The organism is Terribacillus sp. DMT04, assembly GCF_019056395.1.
Classification (GTDB): Bacteria; Bacillota; Bacilli; order Bacillales; family Amphibacillaceae; genus Terribacillus; species Terribacillus aidingensis_A.
Genome location: NZ_CP077639.1, coordinates 609,560 through 623,078, shown reverse-complemented (window position 1 = coordinate 623,078; position 13,519 = coordinate 609,560). Strand labels below are relative to the sequence as shown.

Genomic DNA, 13,519 nt, shown 5'->3' with positions numbered 1-13,519 from the left:
ACCAATTATGCTTTTTTTCTTCTTATAACTAAGAAAATCGTTCCACTTACAAGAAGAATCAACCCAGCTAACAAGTACTGATAGGTATTAGTGGCGGTGTTTGGTAGTTTCTGTCCGTCTCCTGCTTCAGATTGTTGCTGTGTTTTCCCGTTTTCCGTTTCAGGTTGATGCTGTGTTTTTCCGTTCTCTTGTTCAGGCTGCTGTAATGTTTCTTCATCTTCTGTTACAGGTTGCGGAAGTACTTCTCCATCTTCAAAAGCGGTGTAGGTACTTAGATGATTGGTTTGTGCTGTCACGTGTCCATCTTGCCACTCTCCGCCAATTGCTTCCCATTCTTCGCTTTCTGGATTTTGATAGAAGATTTGTACCTTGTCTTGATTGTTTACCTTGTCGCTATCAACGGAGAAAGTCAGTGTCACTTTTTCCTCGAAGGTTTTTAGTTCTTTTCCGCCTTGTGTGATTGTAAAGTCATAAACTGCACTTACCGCTTGATCAATATCAGCAAGACGTTCAAACTGAATAGCTGCAGATTCGGATTCATTAGTGAAATTCGAAGCTGCTAGTTGTAAGCTTACATTCTTCAACTCAATGTTAATGCTTATCTGATGCTCTTTCAGCCATTCTATTTGCTCTGAAGTAAATACTAGCTTAACAGAGTCATTCTGTTCCTGTAAATCTATCAATAATTCACCTTGGTCAGTTAGTTGATAAAGCGAGTCTGTCTGAATTGTTGCCTCGCCATCGATAACCTCAGGTGTTATGGTAACACTCGTTTGTTTCTCTGGGCTTTCTGGTTCATCCGTATCTTCTGGATCTTTAGGACCCTCTTCGTTGCCTGGTGTTTCAGGCTCTTCTGTACCTGGATCAGAACTATCGATTGGTTCGATATGTGCTACAGCACTGTTGTCGTTATATGTGACTGTTACATCATAACCATCTGCGGTTACCGTATCGAATTTACCGTTCACCTTGTCCGCAGTCATTAACGTAATATCCGCAGCCTTGTCTATCTCATAATTAGAAAGATCTAGTTCCAGCTCTCCGCCATCAAGGTATAACTGTCCGTCTGCATGTAGCTGCGTATCGCTATTATCCATTGCGATATCCAGACTGCCGTCTTCCATCGTTACATTACCATTTACATGTAGAGGCTTTTCACTTGTAACTAAAACTGTACCATCTTCTACATAAAGGTCCCCATCACCAAAGGCAGTCGCAGAAGCAGCTTCTAACGTTCCTCCCTCCAGCAGTGTACCTCCTGCATAACTATTATTTCCTGTCAGTGTAAGTGTTCCTGTTCCTTGCTTGGTTAGCATACCACTGCCAGTTATATCATTTCTCCACCAATCCTGGGCATTAAATCTTCCTTTTGAAGCATCCATATTGACTGTTACATTGCTTAAAAACGCACCGTATCCATCAGAAGCTGTTACCAAATCAAGTCTTCCCCAACCATTTGATTCGTCTATTACAGGGTAACCTGATTCAATTTCTGTTGTATACAATACTTCTCGACGCTGTGTATCAGTCAAATAAGGCTGACGCGTTTCCAATAAAGCTTCAGCGCCTTTAGGAACTACAGGGTCTAAACCTTTTTCGCCGGTTTGAGGCAATCCGTATGTAAGTTTTTCCCGGTAGAATGCTTTATTTGCATCATGATCTTCCCATTTTTGTTCATCGTATGCACTTTCAAACGTATAGTCCTCCGTTACCGTATGTGCATAGTCGTACAAACTCATTCCATTTGCATCAGCTACTTCACCAAATACTTCCCCAGCATTTTTATAGGCCTTATCTAATACCGCTTCGTTTTCTGCCAGGTTGAATGCGTATGCAGTCATTGCAGTCGATTGTATTCTTGCTCCTATAACATCAAGAGGCGAATGCATACCAGTAACAATTCTATTTTCTCCCATTTGAGCTGCTCTGGTTAAAAATTCAGCATATCTTTCAGGCGTTGCGTATGCAAATCCGAATGTAGACAAATAAGATGCGCTTGTATGCCCGCTTGGAAAGGCTCCATCTTTCCCTCTACCGTCTTCTGCTTTTCTTTTTACATATTCTAATGCAGGAATTACTTTTACATTTGTTTCGTATTGTTGATGATGTTTTTCTCCTGTTTCCTTTTTACCACCTGAAGGTAATTCTTCTACCTTACTTTCCCCACTGCCGATTGTTTCCCATTCTGATAAACCATTTTCATCCACAACTTCTTTCACTTCTCCATTTGAATTCATTCTATAAGGCCTTGGAGAGGAGAAAAAGTACTTAGAGGGATTGGAAGAAGCGGGATTCCTAAATCTGAGTAAATGAACTACGTCTAAAGCATCTGATAGTTCAGATCCCTCCCATTGCCCCATTCCTTGACTCTGATCTTCTGCAGTGGCTTCTTCCAATAATACATTCATGTCGTCTGGTGATCTGACAACACTGGTCACCGGATTTACCATATCTACATAGGTATTAGCTAACGGTCCATAAGCTTCCATCATACTGTATATCTTGTCTCTTTGATCATCATAATAAGCCGCTAAAGCCTCTTCGTCCGTCCTGTTGTTCGTAACGTCTTCTACATACCTAATATTAGCTTGCCAAGTCGCCGGATCTCTGATTTCTGCATTAGCATATGTCTTCTTATCCGCTACTATCTTTGTCTCATCATTTTTATACCCATCAAAATAAACGGTAGGCCCGTCACCATACTTCGCAACCTCACCGTTTGCGCCTGGTACCGTTAAAGCAGTTCCGTCTCGCCAATCCGGTTGATTCATCGACCAAACCTGATCAAAACCGTCTAAAATACCTATAAAAGGATTAGTCCCAGCTATATTCTTTAGTATAGGGTCATTAGCATTTCCGCCATGATCTACTGCTGGTAAAGGGTACCCAACTTCAGGAGGAGTTGTATTTATTTCTCCTGCTACCCCTTGAGGTTTGGCAGGCTTTGTCAATTCCTGTTGACTAGCTGCCAAAACAGGAAGCTCCGCAGAATTCACAGCTAGCACTGCAAGTAATAGTATGATTGCGGTTTTCTTAAAGAATTTCATACATATTCCATCTCCTTTTCAAGTGTATGTTATAATCACAACTTCAACTCTATGGGATTCTTGTTAAATGAATGCAGGGATTTTGTTGAATTTTGGTGTTTTTTTTGTAAAGTTGAAGAACGGTGGGGGTACTTGTTGAAAAAAAGCAAGTCTTTGTTTAGAAGTGAAACAATACATTGCTATTGATGAAAGTACGTGGTTGAGAGGTCCATATCGAACTCATTTTTGCCATTCAGGAAATAAAAAGAAACCTCTCAAAAGTGTAACCACTAATGGCAAGCCCCTATTTGTTAATACCTAGTTAACCAATACCTTCAGAATCTGCTTACATCAAACGTTATTAGACATTCCACATCCTCCTATAATCAAAGTAGTGGTAGGATACGGATTTAGATTTTCTGACACTGGCCCGAGGATGGAATGAGATTGAAAATCGGGCGAAGTTGCTGCCAGCGAAACAGAATTCGATTTTTAATTGTATGAGAGATAATTTACAAGGAATATCCTCATTATCTGTCGAATAAAGACGGAAAGGGAGGAATTGTAGTATGTGGATGAGAAACTATGTGAGGTCATTAAATGATATGTACTTTAGCAAAAGTGAAATAAACCAAGAAGCTGATAAATTCAAAAAGGATATAGATGAAGCTTTTAACGGAGTGGGTTATGGAGAAAAGAGTTATTATTCTCCCAGCAATAAAAATTGTAATTGAAGGTAAGTGGATTACTTTCACTAAATCTAATAAAGATAATCATATCTTAGAAAATGGCAGAGTTATAGTTACATCTCATCTTGACTCATATAGGATTGAATCAATGGAGGGTAATGATATCAATATCTTCACTGACTCATTAAAAGATGCTTATTATGAGGCAATGAAAATATTACTTATTAGATAAACGTCAAGGGATCACATCCCCGGTTCCAAATTATCTAACGAATTTGAAAAATCAAGAGATTACATTACGTTAATCTACCTAGGTGTTTACTTGTTGCACTCTTCACATTTAATTAAGAATTTGGATTGTAAAAAAATTGTTAATAAGGGTGAAATACAGACATAGTTATAGTACAATGAAAAACCTAATATCAGATAATATTTTTCCATTTTTAGAAAATGCCAGAAGAAAAAATGAGAGAAGGGAAGGATATCATATGGTTTGGTTTGTCTCTGGTGTAATTGCAGTAGGGCTTTTAATATGGTTGATCACTAGAAAAGTATTTTACATGCTTGTGTATTTCGCGTTATTTTCTCTAGGGTCTTTTATCTATAGACTAAGCAATGGTAATTCGTTTGCTGATGCATTATCTAACTCACTTAATTTAATTGACATTTTGATTATTGGAATTACAGTGGTATGGTCGATTGAAAAATTAAAGAATAGAAAAAAAGCTGACTATTAAAGTCAGCTTTTTTTAGTTTAAAGGACAAGAAATGTAATTGTTTTAGTAGTAGCTGTTGCCCAAAAATTTGACATACCTATATCTTTGAATCCTTCAATTAAAGCTGCTTCTATGCTGCCTGTATAGTTTTCTACAGTCTTTAGTACAGTTCCAAAAGCTGCTAACCCGCCAATTCTGTTCTTAACACTCTGAGGGAAAGAATCATATGCTTCTCTAAGTATTTTGACTGCCCAAGTTAGTCTTCCCTGTGTTGAAAACCCGTCAGTTACTATTCTGTCACCATTGCTATTAAAGGCTACTCCGTTAATCAAATAAACTTCACTAAGATTTTTGATTTCTGATTCGCTAACTGTTTTACCACTAATTTCGGGAACGCTTTCTTGTGTAACAGAAGTAGAAGATGAAATACTTGAATCCTTGTAATCTTTTTCAGCGGCGAATGCTCCTGTAGTAGGAAGCAGAGCTGTCCCTAACATAGCAGCGAGTGACAGAGTTACTAGAGGCTTTTTACTTTTCATTTTCATACTTTCCTCTCCCGTTCCTTAGTTGATACAACTTATTCTTCCTATGTAATGGATGAATTTAATTGTTCAACCATAGATTACACTATAATACAAAATAGGTAAATAATTTACATGTAAAAAATATGTAAATTGATTTGTCGAATTTTATAGATAATTAACTGAGAAGGTTATAGTAAATCTTTCTGAAAAGATATAAAAGATATATCTACTTCTTATAAATGTATAAGACTAGACTTAAATGATCTCAATTGTCAATATAAGCTAGACAAAAAAGATTCATCTAGGTAACTCAAAAATTTCTCCATTGGTGTACGATAGTTTAAAGACTTTCTCGGTATGTGATTTCGCCTGTTTGCGACTGCTGAAACGAAATTCTGGTCAATTATAGTAAAGTCCATTTCCTTAGGCAGCCCATCTTTTCGCAATAGACCATTGGAATTTTCATTGAGCGCCCGCTGGGATGGAGTGCCGGGATCAGCGAAGAAAATGCCGACATCGTGCTGATTCGAAAGGGTTTTCCAGTTAGAGAATTCCTTTCCGCAGTCGAACGTGATTGACTTAAATAAGTGGCGAGGGACAGACTGCAGCCACGTATCCATCGCTTTTTCAATATCACTGGCTTTACGTCCTTCTGGCTTCAAGGTAATGATGACTTTCGACAGTCGCTCCACAAGAGTGATGACTGCACTTTTATGGCGTACGCCAACAATCGTATCGCCTTCCAGATGACCAAACTCTTCCTTGTAGAGAGGATGAGCAGCCTCCCGATCCGTCATGCTTCGTTTGAAAGCTTGTTTACCCCGGCGTTCCTGGTGACCGTTGGGCTTTCGCTTGCCTTTCATGGGAAGTGTCGACTCGTCAAAAAGTCTCTCCTTAAACCGGCGATAAAGCGTGCGAACAGAACAGGAAATAGGCTGTTCTGCTCTTCCGACGATGACATCCGGAGTCCAGCCTTGTCCCACCTTTTCCGTAATATAAGCCTGTTAGTCGGACGATAAGCTGATTTTGTTTCGTCCGCAGCGCTGCTTGTTTCGCTTATACTGCTGATAATAATCCAGCGCTGTATAGCCTTGTTTCAAAAACTGGACAACGTTGTGAATGGTTTGTCTGGAACGATGGAGTCGTAAAGCAATGTTAGCTGTGGATACCTGATGATGAAAATAAGATTCTATTAATACTAGCTCATCCGTGGTAAGATGGGTGTAGGTCATTCGTGATCACTCCTCTGTTTTCTTTAGCTGGAAATACATGTTGAGTGTACCACGAATGGCCTTTTTAGTTGTCTAGCTTAATTTTACAATCCACGTGAATAAAAAAACATCCTTAATTTAGGGGCTTTTCCCATGGAGAATGCCAATTTTCATAATGAGCCAACATCTATCTTCTGGCCACACGTAGCGTAACATCCAATTTGGGTTATGCTGTCATCATTAAAATCATAAAAAATATCCATATATTCTCGTTTTTTTAATAACTAAATAACTAATACAATACTTTTGACAGGGGTTAAAAGCAATAGTTGCAAGATTAAAAGGATGTTCTGATGAAATTAACTATGCCTATTTTCAATGCAATATGAATTCAGTTAAGGTACCCATGCTCTCTATGAAGCACCCATACTACAACAAGATGTTCGCCACGAGAAATGACCTGAATACAGCACAATCCGCTGTATTCAGGTCAGAAATATTTACCGCGATTGAGTCAATTACCTTATCTTCTCCCGCGGTGCAGTAATTTAAGTTATTATATTCTCATTTCAAACTTTGCATATAGATATCTAAAAGTTTCTCTTTCTCTACAGATTACAGAAAAGACAACCGCAAGGATTTAACCTCGTTTTGAACTTCTTTCGTTTCTTCCAGTTGGCTTTGCAATGCGTCGTTCATCTCCATAATATTGTGGTTCGTTTCTTCTGTGTTAACGGTCAGTTCCTCCATTGTTGATGATATTTCCGAACTTGAAACGGCAATTTCCTGTGTTTTTTTACTGATTTTCTCTATATAATCGATGTTCATTACAATATCATGAATATTTGTTCGAAAGCTTTCATTTATTGAAAGTATATTGTCAGCCTCTGAATTAATATGTATAGAGCTATCTTCCGCTTGCTCAGCAATTTTATCAACGTTCGTACGTATATGTTCCACTGTATCAGTAATCTGACTTGTCGCCGTGACAGACCGTTCAGCTAATTTTCTTATCTCTTGTGCCACAACAGCAAAGCCTTTGCCGTGTTCACCGGCACGAGCTGCTTCGATGGAAGCATTCAGGGCAAGCAGGTTTGTTTGATCTGATATTTCCACAATAAATGAAACAACATCTTTAATTTTCGAAGTATCTTCTACTAACTTCAGAACTTCATCTCTCACTTGATTGGATTTTCTCGCTATATTTCCCATTGTATTAGAAGATTGTTGTATTTCATTAATTCCTGATTCAGTTTTCACCTTCATCGTCTTAAAACTTTCTGTGACTTCTTTCAACTCAGTAGCTATAGCCTGAAATGCAGTATTCATATTCTCCGTAATGGAGGTTGTTTCTTCAAAAGATCCAACGTTTTGCTGAGAGTAAGCCGTAACCTGCTCTTGATTTTTATTCAATTTAAGTAAAGACTCTGTAATTACATCAACCTTTGTTGAGATACTTTTCGATTTAGAATCCACAATATCAATCTGTTCCTTTTGCTGCATATGAAACGTAGTGACCTTATCGAAAAGTTGATTTAAGCGAGTTGAGAGCACAGTAATTTCATTTTTTTGCTTACTTTCTTCCAACCGGATTTCCGTATCGCCATCTTCAAATCTTTTTATCTTTTCAATCATATTTTTAGTTGGTTTTAAAACGAGAAAATGGATGAGTAAGCTAATAAGTATTGTTGCGACAATAATATTCATAAAATTATTTATCCATATCCCCAGAATGCCAAGCTTAATACCTGTCATGTCAATTAAATCAATAATGATATTAGAAATAGTGGTGTTAACTAATAAAACAATAATCAGCAGCAAGCTTATATGTACTTGCAGCCTTCTCCAAAATGGTACTTTATTACTCATGTTATTATCCTCCTAATGTACTACCTAAGCTTAAATACCCAAATTGTTTAGAAGATAAACTAGTACAATTTAAATAGACAACTACAACTTTCCCTACATAACATTTATTGAATTCCTACTAAGATATTGAAACTAAAAGTCAAGGTAACTCGTAATGTAATACAAATACATATAAAGGAGATGCAAACACATGTTAGAAGGTATAGGAATTATTGCCATTGTTATTACACTTGCTGTGCTGGCAGCAATCGGAGGAACTATATGGTTCATTTATATGAAAGTTAGATTCCGCACCGTCCCATCCAACGAAGCACTCATCGTTACCGGCCCGAAACTTGGCGATGAGACAAAGGAAACAAATATTTATAAAGATGATCAAGGACGCTATATGAAAGTGATCCGTGGTGGCGGTCACAGACTAAGAATGTTCCAAACCGGCACAAAAGTATCTTTGAAATCATTCCAATTACAAATCAAAACACCAAAAGTATATACCGCTCAACATGTTGGTGTTTACGGAGAAGCTGTCGCAACAGTCAAAGTAGCAGATACACTAGAAGGGATTGTCCGCTACGCCGAGCAGTTCCTCGGGAAAGAACAGGAAGAAATCGAGCTGGAAATTGGTGAAGTACTAAACTCCAGTCTGCGGGCTATTTTATCCAGTATGACGGTGGAGCAAATCAACGGCGACCGAGAACGTTTCAATGAAGATGTGCGTAAAATCGCCCAAAAAGAACTAAATGACATGGGCTTCCGTATCACGTCACTTGGACTCACAGACATTAGCGATGACGATGGGTACCTAGAAAACTTGGGTCGTCCGCAGATCGCCGAAATCGAAAAAGAAGCTGAAATTGCAGAAGCGAACAACAAACGGGAAACCGAACTAAAACGAGCAGAAGTAAACGAAGAAGTATCACGTGAAAAGTATCAGCGTGAGATGAATATCGCAGAAGTCCGTAAAACAAAAGACATCAAAGATGCCCAAATCAAAGCAGAAACAGAGCGTGAAAGAGCCATCTCCGAAGCCGCATACGAACTGGAGAAAGAAGAGAAACGCCTAGGCATCGAGAAACAGCGTCTGGAAATCAAAGAACAGGAACAAGAAAGTGACTTAAGACTGCGCCAGAAAGAGCGTGAAAACGACGTTAAACTGGAACAGCAGCAAGTAGAAGTACAAAAGCAAAAAGCCGAAGCAGAATATCTCACCAAAACAAAAGAAGCACAAGCCCGCGCCGAAGCAAGAAAAGTCGAAGGGGAAGCAGAAGCCGCAGTCATCCGACAAAAGAGCATCGCCGAAGTTGAAGCAATTGAAAAACGCGCCCAAGCAATGGCGAAGCACCAAGACGTCATCTTAAGAGAAAAACTCATAGACATCATGCCAGACTATGCACGAGCAATCAGCGAATCATTCAGCAATGTTGAGTCTATCCGTATTTTGGATAATGGGTCAGGCGGTGGGATTAACTCCTTGCCTAATACTGTGACAAATACAATGGCTAATCTCCAAGAGAGTCTTGGTCAGATGACTGGTTTTGATTTGGAAGGGTTCTTGCAAAATATTAGTACGCCGAAATCTACTAATGATGTGGATGAAAATCGAGTGGAATCTGAGCAGCAGCCGCAGATTATGTTTGATGATTCTGAGCAGCATTTCGACGATTATAACACTAACAAATAAAAAATGAAGAGACCCGTGCTGATGCATAGGTCTCTTCATTTATATTCTAGAACACTAATTAATCAAGTTCTATCCCGCAAAAACTCTTCATTCGTAACATCTGTAATAAACATATGCCCCGGCGCATGCGTAATCACATACGGAATCTGAGAATGAATCGCTGCTGATTGCGGTGTCACACCACATTCCCAGAAAACAGGCGTTTCCCCTTCTGCTATTTCCACAAATTCGCCAAAATCAGGCTTGCTGATATCTTTAATCCCTATTTCTTTTGGATTTCCCACGTGAACTGGCGAACCATGCATGTTCGGGAACTGTGCGGTAACGTCAATTGCTTTTTGCACAAGCTCGTTTTTTATCGGCCTCATGGACACTACCACAGGTCCACTGAACTGACCAGCCGGCTTTGTCTGACAGTTGGTAATATACATCGCCACGTTTTTGTTCTGCTCAATATGCTTTAAAGGTACGCCTTCTTTTAACAGCTGACTTTCAAATGTGAAGCTGCAGCCGATTAAAAACGAGACAAAGTCATCCCGCCAGATTTCTTTCAGATCATGAACCTTCTTCGTTAATTTGCCATACTCATACACAAAATATTGCGGAATATCACTGCGAATATCTGAACCAGCAGCCAGCACAGATTCAACTTCTCCGGCTTCTAATACGTCAATGATTGGACAAGACTTCGGATTTCGATTCGCAAACAGCAAAAAATCAAAAGCATATTCTTTTGGTACAATTGCTAAGTTTGCTTGGACGTAATCATTTGCTACACCAGATGTGTGCGATTTATGTTTACCGCTTCTGATTTGTTCTCTTATAGTACTTGGTTTCACCTGTAATTCCTCCTGTGGCTCTTTATCTATTTCTATTAATTCCATTTAACCCCTTAAATTATGAGGCTAAAAAAAAGTACATTTACCCTCATTCCTTTCAGTATTCATCTCCTTTTAGGTTTTCTTTAGTCTACTATATTTCAGGCCTCATTATCTTTATCGTAGACCCTCTTGATACACTTCCCACAACTTATCACCTACCCAAACAAATTGAATACTTTGCCACGTTGGGTTTTAGGACATTGATATGGCAACGAAGATCTATATACAATACTACCAAAATAAAAAAAGATGCCTCTGATAAAGTCCATAAGACTTACAGAGACATCCTCTAAAACTCATTTTTAACAAAAAACGAGAATTGTCGTGACATGTAGTGGTTCAATAAGTACATTAACTACTAAAAACCGCTTCATATCAACGTTTTGGGCGATGTAATTACATCATACCGCCCATTCCACCCATGCCGCCCATGTCAGGCATGCCGCCGCCAGCGTTTTCTTCTGGCTTGTCAGCTACTACTGCTTCAGTAGTTAAGAACATAGCTGCTACGGATGCTGCGTTTTGGAGTGCGGAGCGTGTTACTTTTGTTGGGTCAACGATACCTGTGTCAAGCATGTTTACCCATTCGCCTGTTGCTGCGTTGAAGCCGATACCGACTTCTTCTTTTTTCAGGCGTTCGATGATAACGGAGCCTTCAAGGCCTGCGTTGAATGCGATTTGGCGTACTGGTTCTTCGATTGCACGAAGGACGATTTTCGCACCAGTTTCTTCGTCGCCAGATAGTTCAAGACCTGCAACGTTGTTGTAGATGTTGACTAGTGCTGTACCACCACCGGCTACGATACCTTCTTCTACTGCTGCGCGCGTAGAGTTAAGGGCGTCTTCGATGCGTAGTTTGCGTTCTTTCAATTCTGTTTCTGTTGCTGCACCGACTTTGATTACTGCAACACCGCCAGCTAGTTTTGCTAGGCGCTCTTGTAGTTTTTCTTTGTCGAATTCAGAAGTTGATTCTTCTGCTTGTGCACGGATTTGTGCGACGCGGGAAGAAATGTTTTCTGGGTTGCCGTTGCCTTCAACAACAGTTGTGTTTTCTTTTGTAACAACAACTTTAGAAGCGCGGCCAAGCTGTGTGATTTGTGTGTTCTTCAGATCAAGACCTAGGTCTTCTGTGATCACTTCACCACCAGTAAGTGTCGCGATGTCTTCTAGCATTGCTTTACGACGGTCACCGAAGCCTGGTGCTTTAACAGCAACAGCGTTGAATGTACCGCGCAGTTTGTTTACAACAAGTGTTGCAAGTGCTTCGCCTTCTACGTCTTCAGCGATCATCAATAGCGGCTTGCCTTGCTGTACAACTTGCTCAAGGACAGGAAGTACTTCCTGAATGCTTGTGATTTTCTTATCTGTAATTAGAATGTATGGATCTTCAAGTACAGCTTCCATTTTATCTTGGTCAGAAACCATGTATGGAGAAGCATAACCGCGATCGAATTGCATACCTTCTACAACTTCAAGCTCTGTGTTGAAGCCGCGGGATTCTTCGATTGTGATAACGCCGTCGTTACCAACGCGCTCCATAGCTTCTGCGATTAGTTTACCAACTTCTTCGTCAGCTGCAGAGATTGCTGCTACTTGTGCGATAGACTCTTTGCCTTCGATTGGTTTAGAGATTTCTTTAAGCTGAGAAACAGCTACTTCAACCGCTTTTTCGATACCGCGGCGTACGCCTACTGGGTTCGCACCAGAAGCAACGTTTTTCAGACCTTCACGGATCATTGCTTGCGCAAGAACAGTCGCTGTCGTTGTACCGTCACCAGCGATTTCATTTGTTTTAGAAGCAACTTCAGATACAAGCTGTGCACCCATGTTCTCGAATGCGTCTTCTAGTTCAATTTCTTTTGCGATTGTCACACCATCATTCGTGATTAGCGGAGAACCGAATTTCTTATCCAAAACAACGTTACGACCTTTTGGTCCAAGCGTTACTTTCACTGCATCAGCAAGTGTGTCGACACCGCGAAGCATCGCGCGGCGAGCGTCTTCAGAGAACTTAATATCTTTAGCCATGAATAATAACCTCCTATAATATCTTCTATGTTATATGTTTCGGTTCTTCGGATTATCCTACTACTGCAAGAATGTCGCTTTCGCGAAGAACTAAGTAATCTTTTCCTTCATATTTCACTTCAGTACCAGAGTATTTAGAGAAGATGATAAGATCGCCTTCTGCAACTTCTAGCGGGTATTTTTCACCATTATCGGTTACACGACCGCTACCGACGGCAACAACTTTACCTTCTTGCGGTTTTTCCTTTGCAGATTCAGGGAGTACAATACCGCTTGCTGTTTTCTCCTCCTGCTCTACAAGTTCAATTACGACACGATCGCCTAGTGGCTTCAACATGTGAGAAACCCTCCTTAAATAATCGATAATTTGATTTTTAGCACTCGAATAAGTTGAGTGCTAATACAGTTATTATAATAATCAAAACGAAAACGGATTGCAAGTATGACACTCTGATAGTTGTTCGACGATTTATGGCTTTCTCCTGCCAGCTCCGTACGAATTAACAGAGGAAATACAATACACGCGGCTACATAGTGGTGGGCTGCTTTTCTCTGTCCTAAAAGATTGTGACATTGATATTCGAGAACAAGCTCCTCTATAGAAAGCTTCCTGGTCATTCTTTCTGGATTGAAGCATTTCAACACCGCTTTACTCGCTCTCTATTATAAAAAACAAGAATAAGATATAAACCCAAAATAAAAAGGCTGTCGAAACTTTTTTGACAGCCTTTTTATCATTTATTTACTAAAAGTTTTTGGAGTGAAAATTATAGTTCCAGCGTCTCCTTCTTTTGCAGCAGTATTTCTCAAATCATCGTACCCAAGTAATCCACTAACCACAATTGCGCCGATAAGTACCAGTGAAAAAATAAACTTTTTCATTTTAATACCCTC

The 13,519-nt window shown here is 39.7% G+C and carries 9 protein-coding genes and 1 pseudogene; 2 read left to right on the top strand and 8 right to left on the bottom strand.

What is annotated here, in order from left to right; translation table 11 throughout:
• Positions 1-5: 5 nt before the first annotated feature.
• Positions 6-3,047 carry a phosphatase PAP2 family protein gene (locus KS242_RS18240; RefSeq protein ID WP_217323022.1) on the bottom strand — a complete coding sequence of 1,014 codons (3,042 nt, stop codon included), beginning with the start codon at positions 3,045-3,047 and terminating at the stop codon, positions 6-8.
• Positions 3,048-3,689: 642 nt separating this feature from the next.
• Here KS242_RS18240 and KS242_RS03420 point away from each other — a divergent pair.
• Complete coding sequence (locus tag KS242_RS03420; protein ID WP_217323021.1) at positions 3,690-3,947, top strand: hypothetical protein; 258 nt, start codon at positions 3,690-3,692, stop codon at positions 3,945-3,947.
• 522 nt (positions 3,948-4,469) lie between these two features.
• Here KS242_RS03420 and KS242_RS03415 read toward each other — a convergent pair.
• The 3 genes and pseudogenes from KS242_RS03415 to KS242_RS03405 form a co-directional block, all read right to left on the bottom strand.
• Positions 4,470-4,976, bottom strand: a complete 507-nt coding sequence (locus KS242_RS03415) for a hypothetical protein (RefSeq protein ID WP_217323020.1) — start codon at positions 4,974-4,976, stop codon at positions 4,470-4,472.
• 251 nt (positions 4,977-5,227) lie between these two features.
• A pseudogene (locus KS242_RS03410) lies at positions 5,228-6,187 on the bottom strand (IS30 family transposase).
• Between the two features lie 594 nt (positions 6,188-6,781).
• On the bottom strand, positions 6,782-8,035 hold the full coding sequence (locus KS242_RS03405; protein ID WP_217323019.1) for a methyl-accepting chemotaxis protein: 1,254 nt from the start codon (positions 8,033-8,035) through the stop codon (positions 6,782-6,784).
• Positions 8,036-8,225: 190 nt separating this feature from the next.
• Here KS242_RS03405 and KS242_RS03400 point away from each other — a divergent pair, with 190 nt between their 5' ends.
• Positions 8,226-9,716 (top strand): flotillin family protein, encoded by a 1,491-nt coding sequence (locus KS242_RS03400; RefSeq protein WP_217323018.1) that lies wholly within the window; start codon positions 8,226-8,228, stop codon positions 9,714-9,716.
• A 62-nt stretch (positions 9,717-9,778) separates the two neighbouring features.
• Here the strand turns inward: KS242_RS03400 and KS242_RS03395 are convergent, their stop codons facing one another.
• The 4 genes from KS242_RS03395 to KS242_RS03380 all read right to left on the bottom strand — a co-directional run bounded on the left by KS242_RS03395 (position 9,779) and on the right by KS242_RS03380 (position 13,507).
• Positions 9,779-10,555, bottom strand: coding sequence for a putative hydro-lyase (locus KS242_RS03395; RefSeq protein ID WP_254391791.1), 777 nt, complete (start codon positions 10,553-10,555; stop codon positions 9,779-9,781).
• Between the two features lie 438 nt (positions 10,556-10,993).
• Complete coding sequence (groL, locus tag KS242_RS03390; protein ID WP_217323016.1) at positions 10,994-12,625, bottom strand: chaperonin GroEL; 1,632 nt, start codon at positions 12,623-12,625, stop codon at positions 10,994-10,996.
• Between the two features lie 52 nt (positions 12,626-12,677).
• Entirely contained in the window at positions 12,678-12,962 is a 285-nt protein-coding gene (gene groES, locus KS242_RS03385; protein WP_077305084.1) for a co-chaperone GroES, read from the bottom strand.
• A gap of 401 nt (positions 12,963-13,363) precedes the next feature.
• Positions 13,364-13,507, bottom strand: coding sequence for a hypothetical protein (locus KS242_RS03380; protein ID WP_217323015.1), 144 nt, complete (start codon positions 13,505-13,507; stop codon positions 13,364-13,366).
• Positions 13,508-13,519 lie beyond the last annotated feature (12 nt).